This window comes from Vitreoscilla filiformis, assembly GCF_002222655.1.
Classification (GTDB): domain Bacteria; phylum Pseudomonadota; class Gammaproteobacteria; order Burkholderiales; family Burkholderiaceae_C; genus Ideonella; species Ideonella filiformis.
On sequence record NZ_CP022423.1, the window covers coordinates 2,337,229 to 2,352,853 of the forward strand.

General features: G+C 59.0%; 14 protein-coding genes, 1 pseudogene and 2 riboswitches. Of the genes and pseudogenes, 8 read left to right on the forward strand and 7 right to left on the reverse strand.

From position 1 onward, the window contains the following. Positions 1–35 precede the first annotated feature (35 nt). On the forward strand, positions 36–905 hold the full coding sequence (locus tag VITFI_RS11095) for a 3',5'-nucleoside bisphosphate phosphatase (RefSeq protein WP_269768717.1): 870 nt from the start codon (positions 36–38) through the stop codon (positions 903–905). Between the two features lie 23 nt (positions 906–928). Beyond that, the gene (locus VITFI_RS11100) at positions 929–1,552 is read left to right on the forward strand and encodes an L-threonylcarbamoyladenylate synthase (RefSeq protein WP_089417012.1); all 624 of its coding nucleotides are present in this window, start codon (positions 929–931) and stop codon (positions 1,550–1,552) included. Here the strand turns inward: VITFI_RS11100 and VITFI_RS11105 are convergent. From VITFI_RS11105 to VITFI_RS11130, 6 genes and pseudogenes are all read right to left on the reverse strand, one after another. Continuing rightward, positions 1,516–1,908, reverse strand: a complete 393-nt coding sequence (locus tag VITFI_RS11105) for a glutaredoxin family protein (RefSeq protein WP_089417013.1) — start codon at positions 1,906–1,908, stop codon at positions 1,516–1,518. The two genes, VITFI_RS11100 and VITFI_RS11105, sit on opposite strands and share 37 nt — an antisense overlap. Continuing rightward, entirely contained in the window at positions 1,908–2,252 is a 345-nt protein-coding gene (locus VITFI_RS11110) for a RidA family protein (protein ID WP_089417014.1), read from the reverse strand. Before VITFI_RS11110 ends, VITFI_RS11105 begins: the two co-directional genes overlap by 1 nt. Positions 2,253–2,373: 121 nt before the next feature. Beyond that, a pseudogene (gene plsY, locus VITFI_RS11115) lies at positions 2,374–2,973 on the reverse strand (glycerol-3-phosphate 1-O-acyltransferase PlsY); the annotation flags it as partial. Between the two features lie 61 nt (positions 2,974–3,034). Then, positions 3,035–3,523: an aminoacyl-tRNA deacylase gene (locus VITFI_RS11120; RefSeq protein ID WP_089417016.1), complete on the reverse strand. Its 489-nt coding sequence runs from the start codon at positions 3,521–3,523 to the stop codon at positions 3,035–3,037. 23 nt (positions 3,524–3,546) lie between these two features. Then, the gene (locus VITFI_RS11125; RefSeq protein WP_089417017.1) at positions 3,547–4,623 is read right to left on the reverse strand and encodes an aldo/keto reductase; all 1,077 of its coding nucleotides are present in this window, start codon (positions 4,621–4,623) and stop codon (positions 3,547–3,549) included. A 57-nt stretch (positions 4,624–4,680) separates the two neighbouring features. Beyond that, complete coding sequence (locus VITFI_RS11130; RefSeq protein ID WP_089417018.1) at positions 4,681–5,463, reverse strand: enoyl-CoA hydratase; 783 nt, start codon at positions 5,461–5,463, stop codon at positions 4,681–4,683. Positions 5,464–5,513: 50 nt separating this feature from the next. Then, positions 5,514–5,634: riboswitch (glycine riboswitch) on the forward strand. A 12-nt stretch (positions 5,635–5,646) separates the two neighbouring features. Next, positions 5,647–5,765, forward strand: a riboswitch (glycine riboswitch). A gap of 73 nt (positions 5,766–5,838) precedes the next feature. On the opposite strand from VITFI_RS11130, the gene gcvT reads away from it, so the two are divergent. From gcvT to VITFI_RS11155, 6 genes are all read left to right on the forward strand, one after another. Next, positions 5,839–6,993, forward strand: coding sequence for a glycine cleavage system aminomethyltransferase GcvT (gene gcvT, locus VITFI_RS11135; protein WP_089417019.1), 1,155 nt, complete (start codon positions 5,839–5,841; stop codon positions 6,991–6,993). 109 nt (positions 6,994–7,102) lie between these two features. Further along, entirely contained in the window at positions 7,103–7,477 is a 375-nt protein-coding gene (gene gcvH, locus VITFI_RS11140) for a glycine cleavage system protein GcvH (RefSeq protein WP_089417020.1), read from the forward strand. A 47-nt stretch (positions 7,478–7,524) separates the two neighbouring features. Continuing rightward, a complete protein-coding gene (gene gcvP / locus VITFI_RS11145; protein ID WP_089417021.1) occupies positions 7,525–10,443 on the forward strand; it encodes an aminomethyl-transferring glycine dehydrogenase in 2,919 nt (972 codons plus the stop codon). 290 nt (positions 10,444–10,733) lie between these two features. Next, on the forward strand, positions 10,734–11,792 hold the full coding sequence (locus VITFI_RS17950; RefSeq protein WP_157725657.1) for a hypothetical protein: 1,059 nt from the start codon (positions 10,734–10,736) through the stop codon (positions 11,790–11,792). A 51-nt stretch (positions 11,793–11,843) separates the two neighbouring features. Continuing rightward, positions 11,844–12,044, forward strand: a complete 201-nt coding sequence (locus VITFI_RS17955) for a hypothetical protein (protein WP_157725658.1) — start codon at positions 11,844–11,846, stop codon at positions 12,042–12,044. Between the two features lie 149 nt (positions 12,045–12,193). After that, positions 12,194–14,035, forward strand: coding sequence for an ATP-dependent nuclease (locus VITFI_RS11155; protein WP_089417023.1), 1,842 nt, complete (start codon positions 12,194–12,196; stop codon positions 14,033–14,035). A gap of 125 nt (positions 14,036–14,160) precedes the next feature. Here the strand turns inward: VITFI_RS11155 and ltrA are convergent, their stop codons facing one another. Then, on the reverse strand, positions 14,161–15,618 hold the full coding sequence (gene ltrA, locus VITFI_RS11160; protein WP_198301432.1) for a group II intron reverse transcriptase/maturase: 1,458 nt from the start codon (positions 15,616–15,618) through the stop codon (positions 14,161–14,163). Positions 15,619–15,625 lie beyond the last annotated feature (7 nt).

Genomic DNA, 15,625 nt, shown 5'->3' on the forward strand with positions numbered 1-15,625 from the left:
CGCAGGGGTTGGCACAGCTTCCTAGAATGCGGCGCGTGCATCTCCTCAATGTTGACCTTCACTGCCATTCGACCCATTCGGATGGCAGCCTCACCCCCCGCCAATTGGCCCGCCGTGCGCACGAGCGGGGCGTGCAGGTCTGGGCGCTCACGGATCACGACGAGCTGGCCGGCCAGCACGAAGCCCGCGCCGAAGCCGAAGCGCTGGGGATGGTGTACATCCCGGGCGTCGAAATTTCGGTGAGTTTTGCCGGCGAAACCGTGCATGTGCTGGGGTTGGACGTTGATCCCGATCACCCGGCGTTGGTGGAAGGGCTGGCCGGCATCCGAGCTGGGCGCGATGGCCGGGCCCGCGAGATGGGCGAAAGCCTGGCGCGAGCCGGCATCCCGGGCGCTTACGAAGGCGCACTGGCGTATGCGGCCAATCCGGAACTGGTGTCCCGCACGCACTTCGCCCGGTTTTTGGTCGAGCGTGGGCACTGCGCGTCGATGCACGAGGTGTTTCAGCGCTTCCTCAAGGAAGGCCGCCCCGGATTCGTGCCCCATCGCTGGGCCGGGCTGGGGCAGGCGCTGGGGTGGATTCGGGCAGCAGGCGGCGTGGCCGTGCTGGCACACCCAGCGCGGTATCACTTCACCCCGACGTTGGAGTTTGCGCTGTTCTCCGAGTTTCAGCAGCATGGCGGTGCGGGCGTGGAAGTCACCTGCGGCAGCCATTTCCCCGATGAAGTCCAGCGCTACGCCGACATGGCCCGCGAGTTCGAGCTCTTTGCCTCCCGGGGCAGCGACTTTCACGCCCCTGGCGAAAGCCGGGTTGATTTGGGTGAGCTGCCCGATTTACCCGCCCGCGCCGTTCCCGTCTGGGAACAATGGGCGCCGCGCTTGGCGCATCTTCAGCCCCCGGTCTGAGGCCCGGCTGCGACAATCGCTGCATGTCGCAATACTTTGAAGTCCATCCGGAAAATCCCCAAATCCGGTTGTTGAAGCAGGCCGCCCAGATCCTGCACGCAGGGGGCGTGGTGGCGGTGCCCACCGACTCCAGTTATGCCTTGGTCTGCCGGCTGGACGACAAATCAGCGGCAGAGCGTCTGCGGCGCATCCGCCAGGTGGACGACAAACATCATTTGACGCTGCTGTGCCGGGATTTGTCCGAGCTGGCGCTGTATGCGCGGGTGGACAACCGGCAATTTCGCCTGATCAAACAAGGCACACCGGGGCCGTTCACCTTCATTTTGGAAGCGACCAAGGAAGTGCCGCGCCGCCTCTCGCACCCATCGCGCCGCACCATTGGGCTGCGTGTGCCAGAACACAAAGTGCTGCAAGCCTTGCTGGACGTGCTGGAACAGCCCCTGCTGGCCACCACCCTGATTCCACCGGGTGAAACTGAAGCCCTGAACGATCCCGAAGACATCCGCGAGCAGTTCGAAAAGCAACTGCAAGCGGTGATCGACGCTGGTGCCTGCCCCATGCAGCCCACCACGATCATCGACCTCACCGACGATGACCCCGTGGTGGTGCGTCAGGGGCGCGGCGATCCGGCGTTGCTGGGGCTCTGACCCTCGGAAGTCAGCGCCTGGGCGACGCGCTCAGGCTGAAAACCCACCAGCATCTGCTGGCGCACGATCAGCACCGGGGTGCCAGGGGCCCGCAAGGCGCGAAAGTCTGCCGCACACACGGCGTCGTGCTCGATGAAACATTCCTGGAACGGGATGCGGTGCTGCGTCAACCACTGGCGGGCGCGGGTGCAAAACACGCAGGTTTCGGCGGACAACATGCGAATGTCCCCCGGTTTCGCCACGCTGGCGATGTGCTCGGCCAAGCGCTGATCCGCCCATTGCCGATGGCCTTCCCAGGCCACCGACACCAGGACAATCAAGCCGATGAGGATCAGCCCCTGGCGCCGAGGTGTCATCAGACAGCGGCTGTGACGACGATTTCCACCTTCCACTCCGGCTTGGCCAGTTTGGCTTCGACGGTGGCACGCGGCGGAGTGTGGCCCGGCACCACCCAGGTGTCCCACACGGCGTTCATGCCGGGGAATTCGCTGATGTCGGCGAGGAAGATCTGGGCGCGCAGGATCTTGGTTTTGTCCGTGCCGGCTTGGGCCAGCAGCGCGTCGATGGCGGCCAGCACTTGGCGGGTTTGGCCAGCGATGTCTTGCGAACCATCGGCGGCAACTTGGCCAGCCAGGTAGCAAACGCCGTTGTGAACGGCCATTTCGGACATCCGGACGCCGACTTCAAAACGTTGAACCATGTCAGTGTTTTCCTTTGTGAGGGTGGGAATGACGGGAGTGTGTTTTCTTGTGCTGCATGTACTGCGCATGATGGGACGGCGGCTGCGCCGGCGCAGCCGGGGCGGCACCACTGGCTTTCTGCCCGATCTTCGATTCTTCACCGGCAAACAGCTTGCGGATGTTGCCTTCGTGGCGCCACACCAGCAGCAAGCACATCGGCACCAGCGCCAAACTGGTGGCAGAAGCGCCCCAAATCAGCATCTGGTACAGCGGCACGGACAGCGCCGCCATGATGGCCGCCAGCGACGAATAGCGGGTGGTGTAGGCGATGGCCAGCCACGTCAACAGCGTCAACACACCGAGGCCGGGCTCCAGCGCCAGCAACACGCCGGCTGCCGTGGCCACGCCTTTGCCGCCTTTGAACTTGAAGAACACGGGCCACAGATGGCCGATGAAAGCCGCCAAGCCCGCCCAGGCGGCCAAGTCGGGGCCCCAGCCCATGGGCGTCTCCAGGCCACGCACCAGCAGCACGGGCACCGCGCCCTTGATGGCGTCCAGCAGCAGCGTGAGGATGGCAGCTTTCTTGTTGCCTGAGCGCAGCACGTTGGTGGCGCCAGGGTTGCCGGAACCGTAAGAACGCGGGTCGTTCAAGCCCATCACGCGGCTGACGATGACGGCGAAAGAAAGCGAACCAATCAGGTAGGCCAGCGCGATGGCCAGCAAGGGCAATGCCGTGTTCATGGGCGAAAACTGGGGTTTCTGCGAGGGGCTGAGTGTAAGTCGTCAGTCCGTTGACGGGGGGTCAGAGCGCGCAGCGCACGGGGCGAGCGTGCAGAACGTCGGTTAACACCTGCGGCGCGATGCCCACCAGATAGCCCCGCCGTCCGCCATTGATGAGGATGCGCTCCAGCGCCAGCACCCCCTCCTCCACCCACACCGGCATGGCCTTGATCGTGCCGAACGGCGAGGTGCCCCCGACCTGATAACCGCTGTGGCGTTGCGCCACCTCCGGCTTGCAAGGCTCGACGCTCTTGGCGCCGATGGCCCGCGCCAGGTTCTTCGTGCTGACCTGCTTGTCGCCATGCATGAGGATGATGAGCGGCTTGGCCTTGTCGTCCTGCATCACCAAGGTCTTGACGACGGCGTGCTCCGGCCAGCCCAGTTGTTTGGACGACTCGGCGGTGCCGCCGTGATCCACGTAGTCATACACATGTTCGGTGTACGGAACTTGGTTGCTTTTGAGCCATTGTGTGGCCGGGGTTTCGCTGACGTGTTTGTCTTTTTTCGCCATGGTTCACGGGGGAAAACAACGTGTCATTGTGCGGGATCGCGGGACGTCCAGCGGATGGCATCCACCGCTGCGTACAGCTCGGGGCTCAGATTCACCGGCCAAGCGTCCAGGCACTCATCCAACTGCGCCAGGCTGGTCACGCCGATGATCGTGGACGCCACCCGCCAGTTGCGGTAGCAAAACGCCAGCGCCAACTGGGTTGGGGTCAGGCCGTGTTCACGGGCCAGGGTGTTGTAACGCCGGGCGGCGGCCAAGGTTTCGGCGCGGCCCCAACGCTGTTTGCGCATCGACTCGAAGCGCGACATCCGCCCCAGCTCGGGCTGTTGCGGGTCGAAACCGGGGGCATCGTACTTGCCGGTGAGGGTGCCGAAGCCCAATGGCGAGTAGGCCAGCAAGCTGACTTGCTCGCGGTGCAGCACCTCGTCCAGCCCGTTTTCTACGCTGCGATTCACCAGCGCATACGGGTTTTGCACGCTCACCACCCGGCTCAGGCCGAACTGCTCGGCGGCGCGCAGGAAGCGCATCACTCCCCAAGGCGTTTCATTCGACAGACCGATGTGCCGCACCTTGCCCGCCTGAACCAGCTTTTCCAGCGCTCGAAGCTGGTCTTCGATGGAAGTGGGCGGCTCCGGTGCGTCTTGCGCCGGATCGAAGGACAGCGCGCCGAACATGGGCGCGTTGCGGTTCGGCCAGTGGATTTGGTAGAGGTCGATGACGTCGGTTTGCAGGCGGCGCAGGCTGTCTTCACACGCTTGGGTGATGTGTTCGGGCAGCAGATTGCGTGAACCGCCCCGAATCCAATCCATGTTGCGGCTCGGCCCCGCCACCTTGGTGGCCAGCACGATGCGCTGGCGCGCTTCGGGCCGTTTCGCCAGCCAGGTGCCGAGGATGGTTTCGGTGGCACCGCAGGTTTCAGCGCGGGCGGGTACGGCGTACATCTCTGCGGTGTCGATGAAGGTGATACCACGCTCTAGCGCCCGGTCGAGGATGTCATGCGCCCTGCCCTCCTCCACCTGTTCGCCGAAGGTCATCGTGCCCAGGCAGATGGGGGACACCGCCAAGTCGCTGCGCCCCAAGGTCGTTTTCGGGAAATCCGGCATGTTTTTCTCTGTGCCTTGTAAAGCGTTGTTGATTGATAAATTGCGTATATCCCAAAATCACCAACGAGGCGGGCGCTTGTCGATGAAGGCTTGCACGCCTTCCAAGGCGCTGTCGTCCATCATGTTGCAGGCCATGGTTTGGCCCGCATCCACGTAAGCGGCTTCGATACCCGACTCCAACTGGCGATAGAACAACGCCTTGCCCAAGCTGACGGCCACACGCGGCTTGGCCACGATGCTGGCCACCAGCCGTTCGACTTCGGCGTCCAGCTCTTCGGGCACGGCCACGCGGTTGACCAACCCCTTCACCCGGGCCTCTTCGGCGCTGATGAACTCCCCCGTCACCAGCATTTCAAACGCGGCTTTGCGGCCCAGATTACGGCTCAACGCCACCGCCGGGGTGGCACAAAACAGCCCCAGGTTGACGCCACTCACCGCAAACCGCGCCGTGCTGGCGGCCACGGCCAGGTCACACATCGCCACCAGTTGGCAGCCCGCTGCCGTGGCAATGCCGTGGACCTTGGCCACCACCGGCACCGGCAGGCGCTGCACCGCCATCATCACCTTGGCGCACTGGGCGAACAGCTTCTGGTAGTAGTCCAGCGACGGTTCAGCGCGCATTTCCTTCAGATCGTGCCCGGCGCAAAACGCCTTGCCAGCAGCGGCCAGCACCACCACACGCACGCTCTCGTCTTTGGCCAGGGCGTTCAGCTCGTCGAGCAGGGCCGTCAGCATCGCTTCACTCAGCGAATTGAAGGCTTGCGGGCGGTTCAGCGTCAGGGTGACGGCGCCGCGTGCGTCTTGGCTGCGCAGCAACAGGGGGTCTTGGGTCGTCAGCATGGGTGTCTCCGATGGGTTTGGGGGAATGCGGGGGCTGAGGTTACACTGCGCGCCTCCTGTCAGGAGAGAGCGCGGGCTTCCACAAGACGCCCCGCCGCCGAAGGCGCAGAAGCACCGGCCCGCCACCGCCGCCCGCTTCGAACGCTCAGGCAAAAGGACTGGCAGGCGCTGTTCCCAAGAACGGCGTTCCTCACTGGAGAGAGGCGCTCCCACCCCGGCGAGCGCCCACCGAAGGGGCAAGCGTTGCAGGTGTTGAAGCACCGCACGCCAATCTCTCAGGTAAAGCGGACAGCGAGGGCAAGCGATGACACACCGGTTCACCCGGTTCCGACGCTCGGCGTCGGAGCTGCCCTCCCCTTCACTGCCGCTTTTGCCATGTCTGACGCCTCCACCGCCAGCGCCCCGCTGCTGACCACCCCGCTCAACGCCCTGCATCTGGAACTCGGTGCCCGCATGGTGCCGTTTGCCGGCTATGCCATGCCAGTGCAGTACCCCGCTGGCCTGATGGCCGAGCACCGCCACTGCCGCGAGGCCGCCGCGCTGTTCGACGTGTCCCACATGGGCCAAGTGCGCCTGGTGGGCGCGGATGCCGCTGCGGCCCTCGAAACCCTGGTGCCGGTGGATGTCGTCAGCCTGCCGGTGGGCAAACAACGCTACGGCCTGTTCACCAATGAACAAGGCGGCCTGCTGGACGATCTGATGATCACCCGCCCCGCGCCGGAAGCCAGCACCCGCTTTGGTGATTTGTTCCTGGTGGTGAACGCCGGCTGCAAAGACGCCGACATCGCCCACCTGCAAGCGAACATCGGCGCCCGCTGCCGCGTGGAGCCGCTGCCCGAACGCGCCCTGCTCGCCCTGCAAGGCCCGCAAGCTGCCGCCGTGCTGGCCCGCTTCGCGCCGGGTGTGGCCCAACTCACTTTCATGACCGGCGGGGTGTTCACGCTGAACGGCGCCGAATGCTTCATCACCCGCTCGGGCTACACCGGCGAAGACGGCTACGAAATCTCGGTTCACGAAACCCAGGCCGAAGCCCTGGCCCGCGCTCTGTTGGCCGAAGCTGAAGTGAAACCCGCTGGCCTGGGCGCCCGCGACACGCTGCGCCTGGAAGCCGGCCTGTGCCTCTACGGCCACGACATCAACACCGCCACCACCCCGGTGGAAGCCGCCCTCACCTGGGCGATTCAGAAAGTGCGCCGCCCCGGTGGCGAGCGCGCGGGCGGCTACCCCGGCGCCGAAGTGCTGGGCGCCCAGCTCACCGAGGGCGCTGCACGCAAGCGCGTCGGCCTGATGGGTGTGGAGCGCGCCCCGGTGCGTGAAGGCACCCGCTTGGTGAGTGCGGAGGGTGTCGAACTGGGCATCGTCACCAGCGGCACCTTGGGCCCGAGCGTGGGCAAGCCCATCGCCATGGCTTACCTGCCGGTGGCGTTGGCCGCTGTGGGCACCGAAGTGTTTGCCGAAGTTCGTGGCAAGCGCTTGCCGATGCACGTCGCCGCCATGCCCTTCCAGCCGACGCGCTACTACCGGGGCTGAGGCGCCGCACAGCGGTCACGATTGGCACGGGAAGATGCGAGACTGCTTCCCGGCAACTCCCTGTCTTTTTCTTCTTTTCCTTTTCTTCTGATTGGTTGGAGCTTTCTTCATGAGCATCAAATTCACCCCCGAACACGAATGGATCAACGCCGCTGACGCCGCTGCCGCCGTGGTGGGCATCACCGTCCACGCGCAAGACGCGCTGGGCGACGTGGTGTTCGTCGACCTGCCCGAAGTGGGCAAGACCTACGCCAAGGGCGATGTGGCTGGCGTTGTCGAATCGGTGAAGGCCGCTGCCGACATCTACATGCCCGTGACCGGCGAAGTGGTGGAAGTCAACGAAGCCCTGCGCGACGACCCAAGCCTGGCCAACACCGACCCGCTGGAAGCCGGCTGGTTCTTCAAGGTGAAGCTCAGCAACGCCGCCGAGCTGGACGGCCTGCTGGACAGCACCGCCTACGACGATTTCCTCAAGGGTCTGTGATCGCCCTGCCCTCATTGCCCTGATGACCTGACGAGAGAGTTGCCGCCATGCCCACCCTTGCCGATCTTGAGAACAGCACCGAGTTTCTGGCCCGCCACCTGGGGCCACGCGAGGCCGAACAAGCCTCGATGCTGAACGCCATCGCCGCCGACGGCGCCGCCCTGCCCAGCCGCCGCGCTTTGGTGGAAGCCATCGTGCCCGGCGCCATCGCCCGCACCCAGGCGATGGACTTGCCCGCCCCCGTCACCGAAGCCCAGGCCCTGGCCGAGCTGAAGGCAATCGCAGGCAAGAACCAGGTGCTCAAGAGCTACATCGGCCAGGGGTACCACGGCACGCTCACGCCGGGCGTCATCCTGCGCAACATCTTGGAGAACCCGGCTTGGTACACGGCTTACACGCCCTACCAGGCTGAAATCTCGCAAGGCCGCATGGAAGCCCTGATCAACTTCCAGACCATGGTGACCGACCTCACCGGCATGGACATGGCCAACGCCTCCATGCTGGACGAAGCCACCGCCGCCGCCGAAGCGATGACGCTGGCGGCACGCGCTGGCAAGAGCAAGTCCACCCGTTTTGTCGTGGCGCATGACGTGCTACCGCAAAGCTTAGAAGTCATCCGCACCCGCGCTAAGCCGCTGGGCATCACGGTGGACGTGGTGCATTGCACCGAGCTGGCAGCCAACCTCGCTGCGACGCCAGCGTTTGGCGTGCTGCTGCAATACCCCGGCGTGAACGGCCAAGTGCGGGATCTGCGCCCGCTGATCGCCGCCACGCACGCGGCGGGTGCGCTGGCCATCGTCGCCGCCGATCTGCTGGCACTGACGCTGCTCACCCCGCCGGGCGAACTGGGCGCAGACATCGCCCTCGGCTCCACCCAGCGTTTCGGCATGCCGATGGGCGCCGGTGGCCCGCACGCGGCTTACCTCGCTTGCAAGGACGCTTTCAAGCGTTCGCTGCCTGGCCGCATCGTCGGTGTGAGTGTGGACGCGCACGGCGCTCCGGCTTACCGCCTGGCGCTGCAAACCCGCGAACAGCACATCCGCCGCGAGAAGGCCACCTCGAACATCTGTACCGCCCAGGTGCTGCCGGCGGTCGTCGCCAGCATGTATGCCGTGTACCACGGCCCGGTGGGCTTGAAGCGCATCGCCGAGCGCGTGGCGCGTTACACCGCCATCTTCGCCGCCGGCCTGAAGCAACTCGGCCACACGCTGCTGCATGACACCGCGTTCGATACCCTGCAAGTGGCCTTGCCGGACACGGCACACCGGGATCGCCTGCTGGCCGCCGCCGTGGCTGCTGGTTGCAACCTGCGCGCCGCCAGCGCGGACACTGTGAGTGTCTCGCTCGACGAAACCACCACCCGCGCTGACTTGCAAACCCTGTGGCGCCTGTTCGCCCAACTGGCCGGCCGTACCGAACGCCCGAGCGTCGAAGCCCTGGCCGAAACGCCCGCCCTGCTGCCCGCCGAGCTGATGCGCAGCAGTGCTTACCTCACGCACCCGGTGTTCAACACGCACCACAGCGAAACCGAAATGCTGCGTTACATCCGCCAGCTTTCGGACAAGGATTTGGCGCTGGACCGCAGCATGATCCCGCTGGGTTCCTGCACCATGAAGTTGAACGCCACCAGCGAGATGATCCCCATCACCTGGCCGGAATTCGCAGGCGTGCATCCCTTCGCGCCGGCAGACCAATTGGCTGGGTACACCGAGCTGAATGAGCTGCTCACCGGCTGGCTGGTGCAGGCCACGGGTTACGCGGGCATCAGCTTGCAACCCAACGCCGGTTCGCAAGGGGAATATGCCGGCTTGCTGGCCATCATGGCGTGGCATGCTTCACGCGGCGAAGGTCATCGCAAAATTTGCCTGATTCCGGAAAGCGCCCACGGCACCAACCCCGCTTCGGCCCAGATGGTGGGCATGCAAGTGGTGGTGGTGAAGTGCGACGCCAACGGCAGCGTGGATCTGGACGATCTGCAAGCCAAGTGCGAAAAGCACGCCGCCAACTTGGCCGCGATCATGATCACCTACCCTTCCACCTACGGCGTGTTCGAGCCGCGTGTGAAGGAACTCTGCGCGATGGTGCACCGCTTTGGTGGCCGGGTGTATGTGGACGGCGCCAACATGAACGCGCTGGTGGGCATCGCCGCGCCGGGTGAGTTTGGCGGCGACGTGAGCCACCTGAACCTGCACAAGACCTTCTGCATCCCGCACGGCGGTGGTGGCCCCGGCGTCGGCCCGGTGTGTGTGGTGGAAGACCTTGTGCCCTTCCTGCCGGGCCATGCCACGGCGGGCCAAGTGCGCGAAGGTGGCGTGGGCGCCGTGAGCGCCGCACCGCTGGGCAATGCCGCCGTGCTGCCGATTTCGTGGATGTACATCCGCATGATGGGCGCCGACGGCCTGACGGCTGCAACCGAAACCGCCATCCTGAACGCCAATTACGTGGCGGCGCGTTTGGCGGGCCATTACGACATCCACTTCAGCGGTGGCAGCGAGGTGGTGAAGGGCGGTGGCGTGGCACACGAGTGCATCCTGGATCTGCGCCCGCTGAAGGACGCCACCGGCGTGAGCGCCGAAGACGTGGCCAAGCGCCTCATCGACTACGGTTTCCACGCCCCAACGCTGAGTTTCCCTGTGGCTGGCACGCTGATGGTAGAACCGACCGAAAGCGAACCGCTGGCCGAGCTGGATCGCTTCTGCAACGCCATGATCGCCATCCGCGAAGAAATTCGCCAGGTGGAAGCCGGTGCCCTGCCGCGTGAGGACAACCCGCTGAAGAATGCCCCGCACACCGCTGCCAGCCTGCTGGCCAGCGACTGGGCGCACGCTTACAGCCGCGAGATGGCTGCTTATCCGGTTAATTCGTTGCGGGCCGGAAAATACTGGTCGCCAGTGGGCCGCGTGGACAACGTGTACGGCGATCGGAACCTGTTTTGCTCGTGCGTGCCGGTGGGGCTGAGCGAATAGTGCCTCAAGCGCGTCACTGGTAACGCGCTGCCAAGATCTGCGAATGCAGAGTCAGCCGCCTAGACGCAAGCCTAGGCGGCTTTTTACTGTGCGGACAGAAGTCGATATATGCACATAAAAGATCAAATGCAACTTCGTATCTTTTTCACCACATAACTGAAAATTTCTAGACATGGCTAGCCTTATCTGGCATAAAGAAAAGCCTATCGATACATCATGCCAGATGTAGCAAGGAAAGAGATTATCTACATCACGTTATTCACCTAATGTAGGCTGCAAGTAGGATTATTATGTCTACTAAGACTAAAAATATAGAAGTCATTATTCCAGAGTCGATCCAGAATAAAATAGATGGTGGCGACTACAAAATCTTGGGGACGCAAGTTAGGGATAGAAAAGGGCGAATTGTATGCAATCTAGATTCTTTGGATTCAGGCGATGGCAAATTTTTTTCGCCACATATTTTTCAGAGTTTTGAAGGTTGCACTTTTTTGTCATGCTCAATTGTGTCCTCTGAACTTCAAGAAGAGCTTCGGAAAGTTCAATCTAGCATCAGTGGATTAGACCTAAAGATAGATAAAGTGTTATCGAGGCAAACCAACGACTTAATCGGTTTTGTTGTAGAATTTGATGAGCATTTAAACAGTCTGATGGAAGGAAGCAAATTAACATCCGAGAAAGAAACATTCCAGAGCGGAGTCAGGGCTGCTTCTCTTTTGGCATCGCATATAGAAAGCTATTTGAATGACTTTAAAGGCAGTACAATCATTTTTCACCGTGACTCTGCTTATGAAGGGGAGGCTTACTCTCAATACATACAGCGCGGAAAATACAAGCCTCGCGTGATTGGAAGGAAAACTTCAAGATTTTGTGATCACCAGGCCAATTTCTTTGCATGGTCATTTTTGAAGGTTATTAATAATATAAATATATTATCAATATCCTATGACAAAAAGATATTTGCAAGATATGAAGAGAACCTTGATGCTTTAGAAGACAAGCTAAAGAGTGTACTAAATTTCTTGATGCGCGAGATTGGTGAGGAAGGTGATATATATCATATGTGCTACTCAACCAGAGGTTACAACGGCATATATTACCCGATGGATATTGAAAGAGTTATTCGGCGTGATGAAAATATCAAAATAAATGATTTAATTTTACGAGATTTCCCCAAAAATATTAATCTCGAATACGATGAGGGCAGAGTTAAATCTATTAACGACATCATCGACCTTCTCGAAGAAATAGAAAGCCTGAAGTTAAGGTCAGCGCAAGTTAGCGATTTGAACATATCTGACTTAAGCGAGATAGAAGATGTTAAGCGTGAGATTTTTAAGCTTGAATAACAAGCGCACGTTGTCGGACTGGTTTTCCGCTGCGCTCCAAACCAGCCGCAAATGCAAGCGTTATGCAAATACGAGAAACCAAGGAAAGAACGCGAAAGTTGGCTGAAAGAAGAAATACAAAAGGAAAAGAAAAAGCGGGGAATTTTTGGAACGGGCCGCACGCCACGCAGATTGAACGGTAAAAAAGGGAAGTTGGCGGTGGAGCGGTTGCTGCAAATTGTTGTAGTATTGGGACGGTGGGATTCAGCATAACTAGGCGGTCAAACTGACGCCGTGCGCGCCCTACGCTGCGCTGCGGGCGCGCCCGTCGCAGTTTACCTAAACGTTAGGCAATTCATCCACTGATGATTCGTAATCAGCACCACTCAATCAACCATTTAATATACTAGTCGATCATAATTATGACAGCAATAGCCAATCCCAAGATTTGTCGTCTTGTAGTCAAAAACTTTCGTTCCGTTGGTAGCAATTCAATCTCCGTTGACATCGATAAGATTGTTATTCTTGTCGGTGCAAACAACTCAGGGAAAAGTACAATTCTCAGAGCCTTTGAGGTTGTTGCTGATAACTTAAAATTAGAGATTGATGATTTTCATAATAAAACCGTAGTTCAAACAGAGTTGCCTGAAATAGAACTTCATTCACTTGTTGTGGATGAAAATAAACCAGGATCAGAATGGTGTGAAGAAATAACACCACAAACATGGCTAGTTAAAGAAAAGTGGACTTGGTCTAACCATAATGTTGAACCTAAACGAGTAGGTTTTAATGTTAGTTTAAACCGTTGGGCAGCGCCTGGAGATCCAGAATTAATGCCATGGGGTCCAAATAATGTCGCAAAAGCGAGGCGTCCAAAACCGCATAGAGTTAGTACATTTGACAATCCAGAATACCAAGCAAAAGCAACAACGTCTCTTCTTAAAAGCCTACTCGAAAACGATATTAAAAATATAAAATCAAATCCTAATGACCCATCCACTCGATATGAACAAATCGTAGAATCACTGATTAATCTTAGAGCCGATTCGAAAGCGATTCAAACTGCTGGCATTGTTGATATAGAAACGCAGGCCAATTTAATAATTGAACAGATATTTCCTGGCCATCAGTTAAAGGTAATTTCCTCAGAAAGTACAACCCCTATTAACATCGATCTTCTTGGGGAAGAGTTCGGTCTAGAAATAGGTGTTCCAGGAGCGACATCATTCCCTTTAGACAAGCAGGGTAGTGGAACTCAGCGAACAGCGCTGTGGACAATTTTGAAATTGTTAGCAGATAAAGGAGTTAAAGCAAAGCCTGTTGGCAAGACAGCGAAAACTTTTCATGAGCCAATCGGTCCAAATACATCGCATATTTTATTAATAGATGAGCCTGAAGTTAGTTTGCATCCCAAGGCGATTCAGTCGGCGCGTGATGTGTTGTACTCTTTGCCGGACAGTGACAACTGGCAAGTTATGTTGACCACACACTCACCTAGCTTTATTGACCTCACAAAAAACAACACCACCATCATTCGAGTTGAGAAAACCTTGACTAATGGAATAGGTGCGACAACTCTCTTTACACCAGAGGCAGTCCGGCTAGATGAAGATGATAAGGAGAATCTCAAACTCGTAAATTTATTTGACTCGCACATATCAGAAGCCTTTTTTGGAGGGAGCATTATAATAGTTGAGGGTGACACTGAGTATTCCGCATTTAATTACATTAAAAACAGGGAGGCAGATTTGGGTAGCACCTTATATAACGACGTAAGCATTATTAGAGCGCGCGGAAAAGTAACCGTGGCCTCAATGATGAAAGTTCTCAACCATTTTAAAGCAAACTATTTTGTATTACATGACACAGATACTGAAACTGTCACATCAAAGATAAGAGACCGTCAAGCAAGCACTGGCGGCAGAATCGTTTATAGAGAAATTACAATTACCAATCCGGCATGGACTAACAATACAAAAATATTCGATCAAATGTCCCCATACTCTCGTGTTGTTGCGTCCGCGATAAATTTTGAAGAGGCTTATTTTGGGGAGGTTGTTAGCAAAGATAAACCAGAGAACTGTATCAATCATTTAAAAACTGATGCCGATTGCTATAATATAATAAAACAGCTTTTGGACGCAATACTGGAAATAAATGGGGCAACTCTTCCGGATGGGGCGGTTAGATGGCAAAATATTGCAGAGTTAACAAGTGCAGTTTCCTCTTGGAACCAAAGAGTTAGTAATGGTACACTCACATAATAATACAGCCTAATCGGGTAGCCGGGGGTCTTTAGCCCCCAGCTCCCACACCACCCACCATGCGGGTCCGCAGTGGGCGGTTCAACAAGTCGGCTCGCTCGACGAAGCTCGCTTCTCCTTCCCGCTCAGGTATACCCCTGAGCCTTCTTCCACAGGGCCACCACGCTCACCAGGCCCGTCTCGTGCAACCTCTCGTTTGTCAACGCGATTCGCAACGCCGGACTCCTGGCCATGCGCCAGTTCCCCTTGCCACTCAGTCCGTGCCTAAAGGCCATGCGTCTATTCACGCCCAGCCTCAACAACTCCCGGATCTTCGTCCTGCTCCTCTTCCACCGTTTCCAGTAGACCGATCGCATCCGCCTTCTGATCCATTCGTCTAGCCCCGGTACGGGCCTCCAATACTGACTGATGCCGTAGTACTGCATCCACCCTTGCACGTGCTTTCTCAGTTCAGCCAGTCGGTGATCCATCGACACCCCCCAGCCTTTCCTCGTCAGCCCCCGCACCCGGCTTTTGAAGTTCTCCACCGTCTTCTTGTGCCACCGTATCTTGCCCGCCTTGATCGTGAAGCCTAGGAATTTGCACTCTCCCATCGGCGCAACCTGGCTCTTCGCCTGATTTACCCTGAGCTTGAGTTTTGCCTCCACAAACTTCTTGACGCTGTGCATCACCCGATGCCCCGCCCTCAGGCTGCGCACCAAAATCACCACATCGTCCGCATAGCGCGCAAACCTGTGCCCTCTGCTGTGCAGTTGCTTGTCCAGCTCGTGCAACATCACATTGCCCAGTAACGGCGACAGCGGCCCGCCTTGTGGCGTCCCCACTTCGCTCGGCTCTACGCGGTATCCCACCAGCACCCCTGCTCTCAGGTAGTTGCCTATCAACCTCAGCAGCACCTTGTCCCCGATGGTGCGGCCCAGCAGCCCCATCAACACGTCGTGATCGACCGTGTCGAAGAACTTGGCCAAGTCCATGTCCACCGCGAATTTGTAGCCCTGCTTGACGTCTTGCTGCACCTGCTTGATCGCCTGGTGTGCATTGCGGCCTGGTCGGAACCCGTAGCTGTTCGCACTGAACTCCACCTCGTACAGCGGGCTCAGCACCTGCGCTATGGCTTGCTGGATCACCCTGTCCATCACGGTCGGGATGCCCAGCGCCCTCTTGCCTCCTCCAGCCTTCGGGATTTCCACCCTCCTGACCGGCTGCGGCTCGTAGCGCCCTCGCTCGATCTGCTCCTTGATCCTGGGCCAGTGTTGCCGCGCTTGTTCCGGGTAGTCCTCCACCGTCACGCCGTCTATGCCCGGCGCTCCTTTGTTGGCCCTCACCCGCTTCCACGCCTTCAACAGGTTGTCCCTGTCCAGCACCTTTTCTAGCAGTCCTTCTCGCTTCACTTCGTCTTGTCTCAAGGCTCGTTTCTCACCTCCACCGCCGCCCGCACACCTCCCCCGCTTCGGGTTCACCGGTGCCGTCGAGATGGCTGTGTCTGCTCCTTGTCTCTCGTTGTTCGGCCCTTCAGCGCGCTTAACCTGCGCCCCTACTACGGCCTCTGCTGACTTCTGCACCATCACGCAACGTGTTGCCACGCCACGC